Origin of the sequence: Microvirga sp. M2, from assembly GCF_047497095.1 — a bacterium.
Classification (GTDB): Bacteria; Pseudomonadota; Alphaproteobacteria; order Rhizobiales; family Beijerinckiaceae; genus Microvirga.
The window spans coordinates 312,345-330,469 of record NZ_CP134064.1; the positions used below are offsets into that span (position 1 = coordinate 312,345).

Here is an 18,125-nt window from a genome sequence, read left to right on the forward strand (position 1 = left end):
GATCGGCTCTTCGATGAACCGCTCCTTGTTGTACGGCCGGGGTTAATGCAACGGTCCCTCCCGCCTCGCGTGACATTCACCAATAAGCTGGCCAACGATGCCTCCGCGAAGAAGGCTGTGATGCCGGGTATCGAACATCGACAGCACCGGGGTTTGAACAATCGAGCCGAGAGCAGCCATCGGCCGATCCGCCGACGGGACCAGATCATGAAGCGCTTCAAATCAACCGGGCAGGCTCCGCGCTTCCTCTCGGCCCACGACCAGGTCGCGAACCAATTCCGTCGTCCTGCCAATACCAATGCCGCGGACATCGTCGGGATCGTGATCGGACCTTTCAGGGTTGAGCCGAGGTGACCAGTATCGCGAGTGTCGTCTGATTGGGACCTATACCCAGGATAGAAGTTGCCTTCTCCGATAACGTGATGGTGTCTTGGAGCGGCAAGGGAACGAGGGTGCGCTACGATAAGCCGTCATTATACCTGCATTGCCTGAATTAATTTCCGAAATGATTTAGGCCGTGAGAGGCTAACCTTGAGAAAAGAATAAGAAGAAGAACAAGCAATGCGCAGCATCAGGAGGAACAAGTATGCCACGATCTATCATCGGCAAAGCCGCTAAAACCCTCATAGTCGCCGCTACCCTCGCAATCTCCTTCGCCGCAACTCCGTCCCGTGCGCAGAAGGCAACTGATGAGGTCAAGTTTGGACTATTGCCGGGACTGGCGCTCTACCTTCCCCTGTGGGTTGCTGAGGATAAGGGCTTCTTTGCCGAGGAGAATGTCAAACCGACCTTTATCAATGTTGGCGGCGGCGGCGCGCAAACGATGGCCGCCCTTCTGGGCGGTAGCTTTGATATGACGGATCTGTCATTGCCAGCACTAGCCGCGGCAAACGAGAAGGGCCAGGATCTGCGCGTGATCGCAGGGAACCACACCAGCCTGTCATACGCTTTGCAAGTTCGCAGCGATCTGCCTGGGCCGGTCGCTTCTGACGGATACCCTGCCATCATGCACAAACTGCGCGGAAAGAGGGTAGCAGCAAGCACAATCGGATCGAACTCCTATATCGTCATGAAGCATTTGCTCGAGGGCGCAGGCATGACATTCAATGACATCGTCCTCACCCAGGTTCAATCAGGCAGTTCCGCCTCGGTAATGATGGCTGCAGATCAACTTGATGCGGTACTTCAGAGTGAGCCTTACATCTCTATGCTCACCGATCAGTTGAAAAAGGGACGAGTGGTTCTGGATCTGAGAACGAAGGAAGGAGCTGCGTCCGTTGGGCTCGACGGCTTGATTTATGACATCTGGCTCGCCAAGGCCCCAGTTGCGAAAGAGGACCGGATCATCCGCGCGAGCAGAGCTCTCGCCAAAGGGATTAAGTTTATCCAGGACCCGAGCACCGACACCAAATACCTCGCGGACATCACTCGCAAGCATCTCAAGCTCGATACGCCCGATGATCTCTTGCAGAAGCAGGTCAAGAGCATGATTCCGGCCTTCAGGATCGTCATCACCCGGGACGACGTGAGGCGCTCCTTCACGGTCCTGGGAATCAAGTCGATACCCTACGAAGAGGTTGTCGCGGGCTTAGCGGCGGAAGAATAAGTCAGGCAAAAGTAGGGTTCGGCCCGTGGTCGGACCGAACCCGCGTGCGCTTAGCAGAATTCTCTGCATGGAAAGTAAAATGAACGCTACACCTGATTTGATGTCTTTCGTCGAACTCAACTCCGTTAGCCATTCATTCCCATCCCATGACGCTTCACTGGACCCCGTGCCCGTCGTCGACAACGTCACCTTGAACATTGCTAAGGGCGAGTTCATCGCCATCATCGGTCCCAGCGGGTGTGGGAAGTCGACGCTGTTGAACATGGTTGCCGGCATCATAAAGCCGGACCGTGGATCGGTCCGGGTAAAGGGACGCCAGGTCGATGGCATCAATCCGGACCGGGGCGTAGGCTACATGTTTGCCAACGACTCACTGTTTCCCTGGCGTACGACGTGGGAAAACGTCTCGCTCGGTCCGGAACTGCGCGGCGACCCAGACAGAAAGGAGAAGGCATTCGAACTCCTCAGGCTCGTGGGACTTGCAGGATCAGAGTATAAATATCGGTCGCAGCTATCTCATGGGATGCGCCAGCGCGCGTCGCTCGCGAGGACGCTTGCGCAGGACCCAGAAATTCTCCTGCTGGATGAGCCTTTTGGAGCGCTCGATGCGCAAACCAAGGTGCTGGTCGAGGAAGAGTTCATGCGCATCCGGGATGCTCGAGGCACCACCGTCTTGTTCGTGACACACGATCTGACCGAAGCAATAACGCTTGCCGACAGAGTCGTCGTGATGTCGGCGCGCCCAACCTACATCAAGTCTTTGGTTACGGTGCCAATAGAACGCCCACGCTCGTTGATTGAAACGCGATTCAATACGACCGCGCAGGAATTGTATCTGCAACTATGGGAAGAACTCCGCCCTGAAGTAACCGCGCAGGAGCTCGATAAGGCGTCATGACACATGCATCCCCATCCCTAGCGATAGCGCCCACTTCCAGGGGGCTCTACATGCCCATAGCGTTGGTCAGAGTTTTGTTGGCCATAGGCGGGGTCATTCTGTGGGAGCTCGTTGCAACATTCGGCATCGTTGACGAATTCTGGATCAGCAAGCCAAGTAAGATCTTCCCGGAAGCTGTCCGATATCTTTCTTCACCGGAAGGCTGGTACGCGGTAGGTGTTACCTTCTACGAGGCAGCCGCTGGTTTCGCGCTTGCCATGGTCTTGGGTGTTGTCTCAGGGTTCCTGATCACGAGGTCAGCGTACGTCAAAGCCGTTCTCAACCCCTTCGTCGGGGTTATGAACGCAGTTCCTCGCCTAGCGCTGATTCCACTCTTCATTGTCTGGTTCGGTATCGGCTCACCGTCGAAGATCATGATGGTCTTCATGATCTGCTATTTCGTCGTTCTGGTTAATACGATCAGCGCCATCGAAAGCGTCGATCGAGAGCTTGTCCTGGTTGCGCGCCTTCTTGGCGCCGGTAAGAGGGATATTCAAAAGAAGGTTATCATTCCGAGCTCTATCCCGTGGCTGTTCGCTGCCACACGGATCTGCGTTGGAAACGCCTTCGGCGGCGCCGTTGTAGCCGAGATGGTCGCGGGCAACGGCGGCCTCGGCTACATGGTCAGTGCCGCTGCGGCACTACTCAACCTGCGCGACGTGTTCGTCGCTGTCATCATCGTGATGGCGATTGCCTATTGCTGCGACGTCCTGCTGCTAAGGCTCGAGCGCAGGTTACTGCGCTGGCGCCCCGCCGCCTGACAGCGGCATTGCAGCGGCCGATCCGCCAGACACTGCTGTCCATCGTTTCTTATCGGAGTTCACGTGATGTGGTCAGAAAACAGAGTTCTCAAGAAGATATCGGCAGGGCAGATACCCTACGGGTTCGAAATCATGCTGGACAGCCCGCGCATTGTCGAGATGGTCGGCTGGGCCGGATTCGATTTCGTGCAGCTCGACCAGGAACACACTCCGTTCGGGATCGAGACCATCGAGAACCTGATCCGCGCCGCGGATGCCACTGGGCTGACGAGCCTCGTTCGGGTCGCCCAGAACAATCCGAAGGACATCAGCCGCGTGCTCGAGGCTGGCGCGCATGGCGTCATCGTACCGCAGGTAATCGACGCGGCGGACGTGCAGAAGGCGCTAGACGCGGTCTACTATGAGCCGAAGGGCCGGCGTGGCATGTGCCCCGTCACCCGGGTCGCGCGCTTCGACGATGCCGTCTGGAGTGACTACCTCGCCTGGATGCAGAGGGAAGTTATGTTCATTCCGCTTATCGAAAATGCTTCGGCGCTCGAGAGCATCGACGAGATCTGCGCGCTTCCGGGTGTTTCCGTGATCGGCTTCGGTGCGGGGGATCTCGGTCAAAGCCTCGGCGTGGGGGCGAGAGGCCTCGCTGAGCCGATCGTCCAGAAAGCCTTCGAGAAGGTGCGCGAGGCTGCTCGCAGGCACAATGTTGTTCTCAAAGGCATGCCGGTCATTGGGGACGACCCCACCGAGTCGGTGCGCAAGCTGCTGGCGATGGGCGTCGGCATGGTCATGTACGATGCTGACGCGCTGCTTTTCTCACGGCAATGCCGCAGCATCATGGGCGGCATCCGCAGCCTCACCGAAGCCTGATGGATTGCCGCGTCCCGTCCACGCCCTGCCGCTGCCAACAATGAGGGTTCTACAATGAGCAACGCACGCAAGCTGCGCGAAGTCTTCGCGCAGGAAAAAACGGTCGTCATTCCCGGCGGCTATGATGCCCTGTCGTCCCTTCTCGTGCAGAAGGCCGGGTTCTCCGCCGCCTATCTCGGCGGGTTCTCCATCTCGGCGAGCATGGCTGGATATCCCGACTGGGGCTTCACGACCATGACCGAGGTGCTGTCGGTTGCCGTGAACGCAATCAACGTCCTCGACATTCCTGTCGTGTGCGACATCGACCAGGGCTTCGGCGCCCTCACCAATTTCGCGCGGACAATTCACGCTTACGAGAATGCGGGCGTTGCGGCTGTGCATTTTGAGGATCAGCCCTTCCCAAAGAAATGCTCGCAGCAGACTAACCGTGCGGTAATCCCGCTCGCGGACGCCGTTTCCAAGGTCAAGGTAGCAGTAGAGACACGCTCAAATCCTGACTTCATGCTCATCGCGCGTACCGATTCCAAGAGCACGGAGGGTCTCGAGGGGCTGAAGCGCCGGATAGGCGCCTATCTCGACGCGGGGGCGGACTACTGCATCTTCTGCGAGCAGCAGACCGAGGAGGAGCTTCGTGATGTTGCAGACGCGTTTCCCGGCCGGGTGATCGCCTTTGTTGGAGACGTGCCCGAGAACGCTGCGTGTTGCCTGCCCGTCTCGGCCTATGAGGCGATGGGCTACAAAGCCTTGGTCTACTGCGCGCTGGGCCTGTCGGCAGCGTATCGCGGCATGGAGAACAGCTTCGGGAAGTTGAGATGCCAGCGTCACATCTCGTCCGACGACCTCGTCGAGAACAACACCCCGCTCGGCGAGATACAATCCCTCGCGAAAATCCAGCAATGGCAGACGCTAAGGGACCGGTTCAACATGCTGTAAGCCGGCGGGGCCTGCTCCTTTACCTCGTTCCACTTTGGAGGATTCCGATGAAACTGATAGACAAGATTCGCGCGAAGAAAAGGATGATCGGCCTTGAGCTGTATTCCGGATCGCCTCATAACGTCGAGATTCTCGGCGAGACAGGGTTCGACTTCACGATGCTCGATACCGAGCATACGGAATACGACACCGGCCACATTGCGCATCTGATCCGGGCCGCCGACTCGTTCGGCCTGTCGCCGGTGGTCCGCGTCGAACGGTTGAACGAAGTCCTCATCATGAAGACACTGGATCGCGGCGCTCAGGGCGTCATTGTTCCTCGGATCAACACGCCTGAGCAGGCGCGTCGGGCCGCAGCCTCCGCGGCGTTCCCTCCAATGGGGGTTCGTGGCATGTGCCCGGACGTGCGGGCAACTCGCTACCGCAACGAGGTATGGGAAGACTATGCCAAGAACCCATTTAACCATGTCGCGATCATTCCGCTGATCGAGGACATAGTCGCGGTGGAGAACATCGACGCCATCATGAAGGTCGAGGGCATCGACTCCGTCCTCTTCGGGCCCGGCGACTTCGGCGTTTCGATCGGCGCCGCGCAGGAGGGCTTCACCGACGCCATTGTAGGGAAGACGCGCGACGCGCTGCGACGCGTCTGCGACGCCGGAGCGAAGCACGGCGTCTACGTCTTCGCGATCCCACTCGAGCTGCGGGACCCCAGCACCGTTATGGCCGAGATGTTCAAAGACGGCGTGTCGGGAGTCCTGTTCGGGACGGATACGATGCATTTCCAGATCGCGGCCGACCGCATCCGTCACGCCTTTGGCAGCGTCGTTGGCGCTGGCGCGAAGCGGCCGGCTGCACTGGCATTGTAATCGAGAAGCGCAGAGCCTGGCGGCCCATGTGCGGCCAGGCCTCCCATCTGCTGGAGACCGTGAATGCAGGCCGAGAACGAAACACTGTCGACGACGCTGGCGCAATGGTCAGCGGACTTTCGGTACGAGGATCTTCCGCAGGCTGTACTCCACCAGGCCCGGCGAGCGTTGCTGGATTATATCGGTGTCACCCTGCGAGGTTCGACATCCCCGCTCGCAGGCGCGGTCCGCTCCTATCTGCGTGAGACGGACGGCGGCAGCGGGGTGGCCGTGATTGGCACGGACCTATCGTTGTCCGCGGCTGGAGCGGCCCTCGCCAACGGGACGGCCGCCTCGGTGCTGGAACTCGACGACGGCCATGCAGAGGCGACCATCCATCCGGGCGCCACCTGCATTTCATCCATCCTGGCCGCCGCCCAGTCCAAAAGCGCCTCGGGCGCAGACATCGTTACAGCGATCGCGCTCGCCTATGAAGTGTCCGCGCGCTTCGGCATCGCACTCTGCCCGGCGGCGGGCGAGCGCGGCTTCCATTGCACGCCGGCGGTCGGCGTATTAGGCGCAACCCTCGGCGCCTGCCGGATCCTCGGCAGCGGCCCCCGTACGATCGCGCACGCGCTGGGCATGGCCGGCTCCAATGCCGGCGGTCTGTTCGACTATCATGGTGGCTGGCTGGACGCGTGGAGTATCAACGCCGGCCGGGTGGCGCGCGAGGGCCTGTTGTGCGCGTCGCTAGCCGAGCATGGCGTTGCCGGACCACTCGACATCTTCGAAGGACCGAAAGGATTCGGCCTCGCCTTCGCCGGTCCGGCGTTTGAGCCGGCCGTCATTCGGCAGGGTCTCGGGCAGGACTGGCTGCTGCTCGGAACGGCAGTGAAGATCTACCCATGCTGCCGGCGACTGCACTCCATCATCGACGCCGTGCTGTCGCTCAAGGACGGGCAGGTCCACGATCCGTTTGCTGTGGACCGGATCGTGGTGGAGGTGTCCGCCGAGTCGGCCCGTCTGGACGCCCGGCGCTTCGAGAGCGCGGCCGCGGCGAAGATGAGCATCCCCTACGGTGCCTCCGCCACTCTGGTGTATGGCGCGCCGAGCCTCGATCATTTCGAGGAAGAGGCACGCCGCGATTCGCGAGTCCTGCACCTGATCGAGCGGATTGAGGTGAGAACGGCTGACGATCCTACGGTCGCCGATCCCACCCGATTCGCAGCCAGGGTCGAGGTGACAGCGCGCGGAACCACGTGCGAGGCAACCATCTACGCGGCCACCGGCGAACCGGCCCGGCCTGTCAGCGACGAGGCGCTCATCGGTAAGTTCCGCTCCCTGGCTGATCCGGTCGTCGGCAGCGAGGCGGCGCAGCAGATTGTCGCTGCGACCTTGTCTCTGGGCGAGGGCCGCGGCAATGCGCAACTAATGTACCTCTTGAACGGGACAGCTTGACGAAGATACACGTGGACAAAGCAACACCCACTTGAAGACCCCCATACTTCAAGAACGACAATTTTGTATGGCTCAGAATCCGTGGGTCGGATACATTTTGTCGTGCTTGTCGCTCAATCAAATTCCTCAGTAAAAGGCACATCATACCCGTTCAGGAAATTGCTAGCGCGGTGAGATATGGGTAGGCCGTCAATGTTGCGAGACGGCCTGTCTCGTCGAGGAGACGGCTCCAGGCATGACCGACCGCGTCCAACACCGCGTCATAATCGTCGGGCACGCGATGCAAGGGATAGCGCTCACGCAGGCACAGCCAGACCCGCTTCACCGGGTTCATCTGGGGAGAGGCTGACGGCAGCGGCACGAGCGTGATGGTCGCTGGCACGTGCAAGGCCCGCACGTCGTGCCGGCCGACCTGATCCAGCACGAGCACCGCGCGCACGCCCGGTGCCAGCTGCCGGGCGAAGTGTTCCAGAAGACATCCATTGTCTCAGCATTCACCTGCGGCAGAATCAACGCGAGGGTCTCATCCGTGCTGGGGCGGTAGGCGGCATACAGATACAGGCTGTAGAAACGCTGATCGACCACCCCAGACGGATGCGCGCCACGTTCGTACAGACCCGTGTCGTCCGGATCTTCTAGCCAAAGCGCGCCTCGTCCTGACACCAGAGCTGGAGGCGGGTGTCAGGATGCTTCGCCGCGAGGGCGTGCAGCGTTGAGGGCAGTTCCTTTTTTGAGCGCCGCCTGCTGCCCGGGCGTGAGCCGTTCCGGACAGCCGGACCGGCGGCGGTCGTGCAGGCCGTCATGACCGTCGGCATTGAAGCGCTGGATGACATCGTGCAGGGCTTGGCCCTCCATCCCGGTGAGCCGATCGGCTTCCGCCCGGGTGATACCCTCCAGTGCATTGGCAATGGCCAGGAGATGCAGAGCAGCCCGACAGTCCTCTTCATGGGCCGCCCGCGACAGCAGATCCGAGGGCGAGCAGTCCTGGCGGATCCAGAGCCCGGCCATGCTGCTCTCCCGCAACCTCGCGCCCGCCACCAGGGAATCATGCCAGGAAGGTCAATTCAAATCGGAGTCTGCAATTCTCTGGATGGGTATAAGGTCCGCTTATTTGGCCATTCGTATAAAAAATTGGCAAGGTTATCCCAACTGCGTTCAACTCAAAATCCTATTGTCCAACTGCACGGACAGGAGATGACTGGTGGCAGATGGGACTGTCCTTGTCGGCGCTTCAGGCAAAATCGGCGGTCGTGCGGTACCGGGCACGGAGCATGCCGAGCTGCGTGTTCTGCGGCGGCGCCGCCCCTGGCAGCTGTTCTCAGCAGCCCTGACCCTCGCGGTGCTCGCCACGGTCGCCTGGTCACTCGTCAACAATCCCAATATCCAGATAGATCTGGTCAGAGAATACATTTTCGCGCCGATAATACTGAAAGGTGTTCTCGTGACGATCTACCTAACCGTCGTCGCCATCGCCGTCGGCGTCGCCGGCGGCGTGGTGTTGGCCATCATGCGGCTCTCCGACAATGTCGTGCTGTCCGGCATTGCGAGATTCTACGTCTGGATATTCCGTGGCACGCCAATGCTCGTGCAGTTGATCTTCTGGGCCTATGCCGGCGCCGTCTATCCCATGATCAGCATCGGCGTGCCGTTTACCGGAACGGTGTTCTGGTCGGCGCAGACCGCCGATCTGATCAATCCGATGATGGCGGCGCTGCTGGCGCTCACCTTCAATCAGGTCGCTTACGCCTCCGAGATTATTCGCGCCGGCATTCTCTCCGTGGACCACGGGCAGAGCGAGGCGGCTCACTCGCTTGGCATGGGGCCCTTGCGCACCATGCGGCGCATCGTCCTGCCCCAGGCCATGCGCACGATCATCCCGCCCATGGGCAACGATGTCATCAGCATGCTCAAGACCACGTCGCTGGTCTCGGTCATCGGCGGGCAGGATCTCATGACGACGGTCCAGTTCATCTATTCGGAAAACTTCCAGGTTATTCCACTGCTGATCGTCGCCAGCCTCTGGTACCTCTTCCTCACTAGTCTCCTCGCCTTCCCGCAGAGCTGGCTTGAGCGGCGCTACGGCCGGGGCGTCGCCTTGCAGAACAGGGGGCGCGTCTAGATGTTTACCACCGGCCTGCCTTCCCTGAATGCAGTCGCACCTGCCCAAACGGCCGTACGCCCCATGGTCGAAGCGATCAGCGTGAGCAAGTCGTTCGGAGCTCTTAACGTTCTCGAATCGATCGATCTAGAGGTGGCGCGAGGCGAAGTTCTGGCCCTTCTAGGGCCGAGCGGCTCGGGAAAAAGCACCTTCCTTCGCTGCATTAATCACCTTGAGCGCATCGACGGCGGCATGATCTCCGTCGACGGCGAAATGGTCGGCTATGTGCGCACGGGAAATATATTGCGTGAACTCCATCCGCGCGAGGTCAGCCGTATGCGCCGGCATGTCGGCATGGTCTTCCAGTCATTCAACCTGTTCGGCCACATGACAGCAGTGCAGAATATCATCGAGGCGCCCGTCGGTGTTCTCGGGCAGCCCCGCGCGCAGGCCCGGGAGCGGGCGCTCGCGCTGCTTGAGCGCGTCGGGCTGGTGGAAAAGGCCAACGCCTATCCTTCCGAACTTTCCGGCGGGCAGAGGCAGCGGGTCGCCATCGCGCGGGCTCTTGCGATGAACCCGAAGTTGCTCCTCTTCGACGAGCCGACCAGTGCGCTGGACCCAGAACTCGTGGGCGACGTGCTGCGCGTCATGCGGGAGCTTGCCGAGGACGGCATGACGATGATCGTCGTGACCCACGAGATCGGCTTCGCCCGCGAGGTCTGCGACCGCGTGGCGTTCATGCATTCGGGCCGCCTCGTTGAGATCGGGCCCCCTGGCGAAATCCTGGGCTCGCCGCGGGACGAGCGGACCCGGGCCTTTCTTTCCAGTGTGCTCTAGGCGCCGCCATCGCGGCAGTTCAAACCAGAACGGAAGGGGAATGACTGATGATGACCCGTTTGACGATGATCGCCTCTACCCTGGCCGTCGCACTCATTGCGGCTGGGCAAGCCCGTGCGGCCGACAGCGTCACCGTCGCCGGCACGGTGATCCAGAAGGATCCTGAGATTGCCAAGCTCCTGCCGGAGAAAAACAAGGAGAAGGGGCTGCGCGCGGAATACAACCCGCCTCAGCCCCCCTTCTCGATGTTCGACGACGCTGGCAAGCCCTACGGGGTGCTCATCGATTTCGGCAATGCGATCGCCGCGCGGCTCGGCACCACGATCACGCTTGGCCGCGTGACGCATGATTCCATCATCCCGGCACTTCAGGCCGGAAATTATGATCTTATGTTGGGCACCGATGCCGACACGGAAGGCCGGCAGAAGGTAGTCAACATGATCGACTACATGAAGTACGGCGTCTCTCTGGTGGTGAGGGAAGGCAATCCTCAAAACCTCTCAAACGGAAAGGATCTCTGCGGCAAACGGCTCGCCGTACTCAAGGGCTGGTCGCCGCCGGATTATTTCGACAGCCTCAGTGTCGATTGCAAGGCGAGGGGCCTGCCCGCCGTGAACATAAGCACCCTGCCCAACACGCCCGACACCATCCTGGCGGTGCGCAGCGGCGCGGCGGATGCCACCTTCGTGTCGACGCCGACGGCTTTGGGCGCCATGAAGGCGATCGAGGGCGGCAAGGTGATGGTTGTCGCGCCAGAAACGGCACCGCAAGGCTGGAACCTGCAGATGCACGGCCTGCTGGTGCTCAAGCAAAACCAGGAGCTGACCAAGGCCCTGAGCGCGGCCGTCAACTCCCTCCTGGTGGACGGCACGATGAAGAAGGTGTTCCAGCTGTACGGCCTCGATGACAAGATGCTGCTTGACACTGTGGTCGTGAACCAGGCGCTGCCCGATACCGGCCTCAACTGACCTTGCAACCGGCGGGCTCCGACGAGCGCATCGCGGCTCCGGAGCCCGGCTTCGTCGACACTAGATTTGTGGAGTATCGGATGCCCGCCGCGGACGTGACACTATCGGAACAACTGGCCCACTGGATCGCGACGCTACGCTACGAGGACCTGCCGCCCGAAACCGTCCATCACGTGCGCCGCTGCCTGCTTGATCATCTGGGAGTGACGATTGCAGGGGCAGGTTCGCCCATCGCGCGGACAGTCCGGAATTACCTGCTGTCCTCGGAGGGTCCCGGCGAAGCGTCGCTTCCGGGGACGCAAATGGCGCTCTCCGTCCCCAACGCAGCATTCGCCAACGGTACTGCGGCTTCCGTGCTCGAACTCGACGACGGCCACGCTCAGGCAGCCATTCACATCGGGGCGACCGCAATACCGGCCATCATGGCCACGGCGCAGGCCCGGGGCGCCTCCTGCCGCGACGTTGTCGTCGCGACAGCCGCCGCCTATGAGGTCGCGGCACGGCTCGCGATCGCCACGCGCAAGTCGGCCGAACGCGGCTTCAACGCAACGCCGCTGATCGGGGTGTTCGGCGCAGCAGCCGGCACATCGAAGATCCTCGGCAGCGAGGCCCGTGCCATCGCACATGCCCTCGGCATGGCCGGCTCCGACGCCGGCGGGCTGTTCGACTATCACGGCGGCTGGCTCGACAGCTGGTGCATCAATGTCGGCCGGACTGCCCGCAATGGGGTGGTCTGCGCGCACCTCGCGGACGCCGGCATTGCCGGCCCGCTTGATATCTTCCACGGCCCGCGCGGCTTTGCCACTGCCTTCACGGACGGCGCGCTCGATGGCGAACAGGCACTCCGTGGCCTCGGGCGGCACTGGCTGATGCTGCAGACCTATGTGAAGCCCTATCCCTGTTGCCGGAGGCTGCATTCGGTCATCGACGCCGTGCTGGCGCTGCGACCGCAACTAGCCTCCTGCGTCGAGGCGATCGACCGCATCCTGGTGGAGACCTCTACGGAATCGGCTCGCCTCGACGGCAGGACGTTCGATAGTATGTCCGCTGCCCAGATGAGCATTGGCTACGGCGTTGCCGCCGCGCTGCTGTTCGGTGCACCCCGACTCGATCACTTCGGGGAGAACACGCGCGGCGATTCGCGGATCCGCGCGCTCGTCGAGCGGATTGAGGTGAGCGCATCGGACGACCCATCGATTACAGCGGGGCGGTCTACCGCGCGGGTCAGTGTCGTCGGCGGCGGCGTCACGATGAGCGAGACAGTGAGCGAGCCGCTGGGAAATCCAGCCAACCCAGTCGATGATCAGGCGCTCGAGGCCAAGTTCCTCGATTTGACCGAGCCGGTGCTCGGACAACAGGCGGCTTTGCGGCTCGCACAGATGGTGTGGAGGTTCGGCGAGGCGCCTAGCGCCCCGGGCGACAAGGATGGGTTGGCATTCCTGCGCGACCTCGCACCGGCGCATGCGGGCTGAACTCGCTCGATATGGGTTCTGATCAGGTTGTTCCAGCGAGGGCTTGAGCCGGTGTTCGTCAGCCAAGTCTCCCATGCGGGCGCTGCTGATTGTACCAGGCCAGCCGTCGCGGCAGATCGAGCGCTCTGGTACCCGACGTAGTAGCTGGTATTTGATCTGACAGTTGAAGCGCTTTTGGGATCAGTGTAGGGCATAGGTCGCCGTTGGCGATGAGGTTCGCATCCTGAGGAACGGTAAGCATATCTGCTCGACAGCCGCATCCCACAGCGCTTTCTAAACGTACTTTCAAGCTGGACATTAGCTATCGCGGCCGCCCCGCCACCTTCCTCGTAGCGGGCAGAGAAAAATCTGAAATCCGGCTGCTCCCTCGTTCTTTCGCCCTTTCACGGGTGTTGCCGACGCTCCCGCGGCGCAAAGAGGTAGACTGCAAGCGCAACCCCAAGTACTAGCCCAAACCCGGTGAACAGCCGCCCATAAGTATCTGCAGGCGCCACTGAGGCGAGTTCGGCCGCTCGGACGTAGCGCCCAGACAGTCACTGCCCTAGTCCTGCCCCGAGGAAGAAGACGAAGTTCATCATCGTCACGCCTTGCCCCAGGAGGTAGGTGGGCATGAACGAGCGGGCATGCGCCATCACGATAGCAAAGTTCATGCCGCAGGCTCCGACAAGGAGCAGGAGCCCGAGCGCCACCGCGCCGGAGTGGTTTCCGAGAAGGCCCAGCAGCAACCACCCTGCCACGGTAGCCGCCGTACCGGCCGCGACTGTGTCTTTGGCGTTGCCGAACAGGCGGTTCAGAGAGCCGTAGAGCAGCGCACCTGCCGCGATCGCAAAACCCATCGCAGTCGCGCTAAGGCTCAATGCATTCGGCCCGAAGTGGTGGACCGCTTCCAGATAAGGCCCGATCCACAACCCGCGTGCCGCAATCACACAAGCATAACTGACGAGCGCAAGCGGGAAGATCGCCCAGAGCGCCCGCATCACTAGGATCTGCTTCGCCCCGGCGCAGGGCGTGATTGAGCCGCTAGGCGCTGCGGGGCGGGCCGGATCGCGTAGGACAATTGAGACGCAGGCCAGGCTCGCCGCCGTGATGCCCGCCATTCCGAGCATAGTGGGCCGCCAGCCGAACGCCTCGACCACAAGCGCCAGCGGCATACCGCTCAATGGATCACCGAGCGACCCGAGCCCCAGGAGGAGCGACGACATGGTCGTGAACCGGTTGGGCGGATAGCTCCGGGCGATCAGGTAGAAGCCCGTCATCAGAACAGGTGCGCAGCCCGCTCCAATGAGAGCCATCGCTAGCATTCCGTGCCAAGGATACGTCGAAATAACTAGGAACACACTACCGATCGCGGCCGAGCACATGCCGAAGGCAAGCGTCCGGCGTGGGCCAAGGCGATCGAGCGCCAGCCCGACGGGGATCTGCGACAGCGCAAAAGTTAGCAGGAAAGCGGCCTGCATACTCGCAAGCCCAGCGGCGTCGAACCCGAGATCGCGCGACAGGTCGCCAGCTACCACGGCCAGAAAGGCGCGGTAGAACTGACTCAGCAGATAGGGAACGAGAAGAGCGAGAAACATTGGGGACCGATGCGACATCGAGCATCAGTCGCGCCGTTTCTTAACATACAGACGCAGCCCTGTCATCAATCGGGACCGTTGCATTAACCCCGGCCGTACAACAAGGAGCGGTTCATCGAAGAGCCGATCCCGTGTCTCTGTTCAAGCGCCGCCGCTTTCCGGCCGAGATCATCCTGCTGTGCGCGCGCTGGTATTGTAAGTACGGCATCAGCTACCGTGACATCTATAGAATATCATCGAGGCGGATCATGGCGCTCAAGCGCGTGATGCGGCACCAGCGCCTGTCCGGTCCGGCGATCGCCCGCATCCTCGGCCTGCCGCGCTCCACGGTCGGCGCTGTGCTGCGCCGGCTCGGCCTCAACCGCCTGAGCGCCTTGACCCCACGCGAGCCGGTCCTGCGCTACGAACGCGCGCAGCCCGGCGAGTTGATCCACATCGATTCCAAACGGCTCGGGCGCATCGATGGGATCGGCCATTGCATCGCCGGCGACCGCACGGGCCAGTCAGCCAAGCGCGGCACCGGCTGGGAGGCGCTGCATGTGGCCATCGACGATGCCTCGCGGCTGGCCTACACGGCGATCCTGGCCGACGAGACGCAAGACAGCGCGCTCGCCTTCCTGGAGCGGGCGCTCGCCTTCTTCGCGCGCCATGGCGTAACGGTCGAGCGGGTGATGACCGACAACGGATCCGCCTACAAAAGCCGCGCCTTCCGTGCCGCCCTGGCCGCCAAAGGCATCCGGCACAACCGCACGCGCCCCTATCGGCCGCAAACCAACGGCAAGGCCGAGCGCTTCATCCAGACGAGCTTGCGCGAATGGATCTATGGCGCGCCTTATGCCTCCTCGGCCGAGAGAACCGCCGCCATGCAGCCGTGGCTCACCCACTACAACACGCAACGCTCGCACTCCGCCCTGAACCACATGCCGCCCTGGCAAAGGCTGAACAACCTGCTTGGCAACGACAGCTAGTCCCGCTCCATGATTTCGCGGATCCGCACGGCCAGGTCATCGATGGCAAAGGGCTTCGTGATCATTTCCATGCCGGGCGCCAGGAAGCCCGACGCCATGGTGGCCTGCTCGGCGTAGCCGGTAATGAACAGGACCTTGAGATCGGGCCTTACGAGTCGCGCTTGGTCGGCCAGCTGGCGTCCGTTCAGGCCCGGCAGGCCGACATCCGTGACCAGCAGGTCGATGCGTCGCTTCGATTCGAGGATCTGAAGGCCGGACGGCCCGTCCACCGCCTCAAGGGCCTGGTAGCCCAGATCGGCCAGAATCTCCAGGATCAGAGCCCGGACGACCGGCTCGTCCTCCACCACCAGGACCGCCTCACCGGCCTCCGCCCGGTGCGCCTCGCTTAAGCTTGGCGCCGCAACGGCCTCCGAAATCTCGCCCTCATGAGCCGGAAGATAGATCGTCACGGTCGTGCCCCGGCCGACCTGACTGGCAATCCGAACATGGCCTTCGGATTGTTTGGCGAAGCCGTAGACCATGGACAGGCCGAGACCGGTGCCCTCCCCGATCGGCTTGGTGGTGAAGAAGGGATCGAAGACCTGAGCCAGCACATCGGGCGGCATTCCGGTTCCGGTATCCGAAACGCGGATGGTCACATAGGAACCTGGCGCGATCTCCTGTGAGGCCGCCGCAGAGGCGATGTCGAGATGAATCAGGGCTGTTTCGATGATGAGATCGCCGCCTTCAGGCATGGCATCCCGGGCGTTGATCACAAGATTGAGGATCGCGCTTTCCAGCTGATTGGGATCGCACAAGGTCAAAGGCAGATCGTCCGATGTCGCGATCATGAGTTCGATCGCCTCTGACGTGGTGCGCCGCAGGAGATCCTCCATGGACATGACGAGCCGGTTCACGTCCACGGATTTGGGGTCGAGCGGCTGTCGCCGCGCGAAGGCAAGAAGACGATGCGTCAGGGCGGCAGCCCGGTTGGCCGATGTCGTTGCAGCCTGGATGTAGCGATCGAGTCTCTCGTATCTGCCCGCTCCCATGCGCGTCTTCAGAAGATCGAGGGAGCCGACAATGCCGGTCAGGAGATTGTTGAAGTCGTGTGCGATGCCGCCGGTGAGCTGACCGACAGCCTCCATCTTCTGGCTCTGCCGGAGCTGCTCTTCCAGTTGCTTGCGCTGGGTGACATCGCGACCGACGCTATAGAACACATCCTCAGCCGGTGCGAAGGTCCAGCTGATCCAGTGATAGGACCCGTCCTTCGCCCGGATGCGGACGTCGAAGTCCTTGAGCGGTTCGCCACGCTGCAGGACCTGGAGCAGATGATGGCTCGATGTCCGATCCTCCGGATGGATCCAGGTCTCGAACCGGGTGCCGACAACCTCGTCCTCCCTGTAGCCGAGCAGATCCATCCAGGCAGGATTGACGGCTTTGAGGAAACCATCGGCATCGCAGACGCTGAAAAGGTCGCTCGACAGGCTCCAGAGCCTGTCACGCTCTCGGGTACGCTCCTCGACCCGGCTCTCCAGCCGCTCGTTGAGTTCCCGCAGCCGCTCTTCCGATTGCTTCGCGGCCGTGATGTCGTAGATGACGCCGATGAAACGCAGGCCTGCTGTTTCAGTGTCGCGGACATACTCGCCCCTGCGCGCCAGCCAGCGAATCTCCGTATTGTCGGGTCTTTGAATCCGGCACTCTGCATAGGCTGCGCCCTGGTCCTCCGCTCCTTGCTCGACCACGGCGGGATCTCCCGGGACGACGAGGGCGTTGATCGTACGAACCGGCAGATCGCTGGTGGGATGCAATCCGAGCAGACGGCAGAATTCGTCCGATACGCTGACCGTCGCGAAGCCGTCCACGTATTCGAAGGTTCCGATCCCGCCGGCGCTCTGCGCGATGCGAAGACGCTCCTCCACATGCTTCTGCTCGGTGATCTCGACGACCACACCGGTGAAGCGCACCGGTTGGTCGTCATCGCCGAAATGGCAACGCCCCCGGGCATGAGCCCACCGTACGGAGCCTTCGGGGGCCAGAAGACGATATTCCTTGGAGAAGACCTCGGCACCGTTGAGAATACCTGCAACGGCGAGGCGGATGCGGATACGATCATCCGGATGAATGGCTTTGAAGAAGGCTTCGCCCGGCAGGCCTCTCGCGGCTTCAGCGGGATCGAGGCCATTGAGCGCTGCGAAACGCGCATCGGCGGTGAACCGGTGATTGGCAATGTCCCAATCCCAGGAGCCGCCCGTTCCGGCGACGGTCAATGTCTGCCGCAGCCGCTCATTCGTTTGATCGAGCTCTTTCTGGCTCGCACGAAGCGCCGCCTGCATCTCCCCTGCCTGATGCGCCTGCGTGACGTCGACTTGGGTCGAAAGGAAAAAGAGCGGCTTGCCGTTCTCGTCACCGACCGGCGTGATGAAAAGATGATTCCAGAACCGGGTATCATCCTTGCGCCGGTTCAGGATCTCGATCGAGATGGCGCGTCCATCACTCAGGGCCTCGCGGATTTGCCGGCGGGAATCCTCACTCGCTTCGTGCGGCTGGAGGAAGCGGCAGTTGCGGCCGACAGCCTCCTCGGTGGAATAGCCGGTCGTCCGGCAGAAGGCTTCATTCACGAACACGATGGGGTTGCCGGGCAACCGCGGGTTCGTCGCGACCACGGACAAGCCCGATCGCTGCAGCGCCAAGAAGATCGGGCCGGCCACCTGCCGCAGTTCATCCACCGCAGCTTGGACAGTCCGTTCGACCGTGTCGTATGGAAGAGTTCGGGCGTTCATGCCGAGCGGGTTTTGATTGAGCTTCGCTTCTTCTCAGGCGCC

Annotated in this window: 17 protein-coding genes; 13 read left to right on the plus strand and 4 right to left on the minus strand. The window is 61.8% G+C overall.

Annotated features, from left to right (window positions below):
- The first annotated feature begins 45 nt into the window (after nt 1-45).
- From RE429_RS21240 to RE429_RS21275, 8 genes are all read left to right on the plus strand, one after another.
- Nucleotides 46-354, plus strand: coding sequence for a DDE-type integrase/transposase/recombinase (locus RE429_RS21240; protein ID WP_414475332.1), 309 nt, complete (start codon nt 46-48; stop codon nt 352-354).
- Between the two features lie 232 nt (nt 355-586).
- Complete coding sequence (locus RE429_RS21245; protein ID WP_414475333.1) at nt 587-1,606, plus strand: ABC transporter substrate-binding protein; 1,020 nt, start codon at nt 587-589, stop codon at nt 1,604-1,606.
- A 79-nt stretch (nt 1,607-1,685) separates the two neighbouring features.
- Nucleotides 1,686-2,504, plus strand: a complete 819-nt coding sequence (locus tag RE429_RS21250; RefSeq protein ID WP_414475334.1) for an ABC transporter ATP-binding protein — start codon at nt 1,686-1,688, stop codon at nt 2,502-2,504.
- Nucleotides 2,505-2,554: 50 nt separating this feature from the next.
- Nucleotides 2,555-3,304 carry an ABC transporter permease gene (locus RE429_RS21255; RefSeq protein ID WP_414475335.1) on the plus strand — a complete coding sequence of 250 codons (750 nt, stop codon included), beginning with the start codon at nt 2,555-2,557 and terminating at the stop codon, nt 3,302-3,304.
- A gap of 66 nt (nt 3,305-3,370) precedes the next feature.
- Entirely contained in the window at nt 3,371-4,165 is a 795-nt protein-coding gene (locus tag RE429_RS21260) for an HpcH/HpaI aldolase family protein (protein WP_414475336.1), read from the plus strand.
- A 54-nt stretch (nt 4,166-4,219) separates the two neighbouring features.
- Nucleotides 4,220-5,098, plus strand: coding sequence for an isocitrate lyase/PEP mutase family protein (locus RE429_RS21265; RefSeq protein ID WP_414475337.1), 879 nt, complete (start codon nt 4,220-4,222; stop codon nt 5,096-5,098).
- A 47-nt stretch (nt 5,099-5,145) separates the two neighbouring features.
- A complete protein-coding gene (locus RE429_RS21270; protein ID WP_414475338.1) occupies nt 5,146-5,967 on the plus strand; it encodes an HpcH/HpaI aldolase family protein in 822 nt (273 codons plus the stop codon).
- Nucleotides 5,968-6,030: 63 nt separating this feature from the next.
- A complete protein-coding gene (locus RE429_RS21275) occupies nt 6,031-7,404 on the plus strand; it encodes an MmgE/PrpD family protein (RefSeq protein WP_414475339.1) in 1,374 nt (457 codons plus the stop codon).
- A gap of 151 nt (nt 7,405-7,555) precedes the next feature.
- Here RE429_RS21275 and RE429_RS21280 read toward each other — a convergent pair whose 3' ends face one another.
- The gene (locus tag RE429_RS21280) at nt 7,556-7,843 is read right to left on the minus strand and encodes a hypothetical protein (RefSeq protein WP_414475340.1); all 288 of its coding nucleotides are present in this window, start codon (nt 7,841-7,843) and stop codon (nt 7,556-7,558) included.
- 242 nt (nt 7,844-8,085) lie between these two features.
- Nucleotides 8,086-8,412, minus strand: a complete 327-nt coding sequence (locus RE429_RS21285) for a helix-turn-helix domain-containing protein (protein ID WP_414475341.1) — start codon at nt 8,410-8,412, stop codon at nt 8,086-8,088.
- Nucleotides 8,413-8,605: 193 nt separating this feature from the next.
- Between RE429_RS21285 and RE429_RS21290 the strand changes: the two genes are divergently transcribed.
- The 4 genes from RE429_RS21290 to RE429_RS21305 all read left to right on the plus strand — a co-directional run bounded on the left by RE429_RS21290 (nt 8,606) and on the right by RE429_RS21305 (nt 12,779).
- Nucleotides 8,606-9,523, plus strand: a complete 918-nt coding sequence (locus tag RE429_RS21290) for an amino acid ABC transporter permease (protein WP_414475342.1) — start codon at nt 8,606-8,608, stop codon at nt 9,521-9,523.
- Between the two features lie 63 nt (nt 9,524-9,586).
- A complete protein-coding gene (locus tag RE429_RS21295; RefSeq protein ID WP_414475873.1) occupies nt 9,587-10,339 on the plus strand; it encodes an amino acid ABC transporter ATP-binding protein in 753 nt (250 codons plus the stop codon).
- Between the two features lie 47 nt (nt 10,340-10,386).
- Nucleotides 10,387-11,307, plus strand: coding sequence for a transporter substrate-binding domain-containing protein (locus RE429_RS21300; protein WP_414475343.1), 921 nt, complete (start codon nt 10,387-10,389; stop codon nt 11,305-11,307).
- An 80-nt stretch (nt 11,308-11,387) separates the two neighbouring features.
- Nucleotides 11,388-12,779 carry an MmgE/PrpD family protein gene (locus tag RE429_RS21305; protein ID WP_414475344.1) on the plus strand — a complete coding sequence of 464 codons (1,392 nt, stop codon included), beginning with the start codon at nt 11,388-11,390 and terminating at the stop codon, nt 12,777-12,779.
- A 533-nt stretch (nt 12,780-13,312) separates the two neighbouring features.
- Here the strand turns inward: RE429_RS21305 and RE429_RS21310 are convergent.
- The gene (locus RE429_RS21310; protein WP_414475345.1) at nt 13,313-14,353 is read right to left on the minus strand and encodes an MFS transporter; all 1,041 of its coding nucleotides are present in this window, start codon (nt 14,351-14,353) and stop codon (nt 13,313-13,315) included.
- A gap of 59 nt (nt 14,354-14,412) precedes the next feature.
- On the opposite strand from RE429_RS21310, the gene RE429_RS21315 reads away from it, so the two are divergent.
- A complete protein-coding gene (locus RE429_RS21315) occupies nt 14,413-15,321 on the plus strand; it encodes an IS481 family transposase (protein ID WP_414475874.1) in 909 nt (302 codons plus the stop codon).
- Here the strand turns inward: RE429_RS21315 and RE429_RS21320 are convergent.
- Nucleotides 15,318-18,083: a PAS domain-containing protein gene (locus RE429_RS21320; RefSeq protein WP_414475346.1), complete on the minus strand. Its 2,766-nt coding sequence runs from the start codon at nt 18,081-18,083 to the stop codon at nt 15,318-15,320. The two genes, RE429_RS21315 and RE429_RS21320, sit on opposite strands and share 4 nt — an antisense overlap.
- Nucleotides 18,084-18,125: the final 42 nt, after the last annotated feature.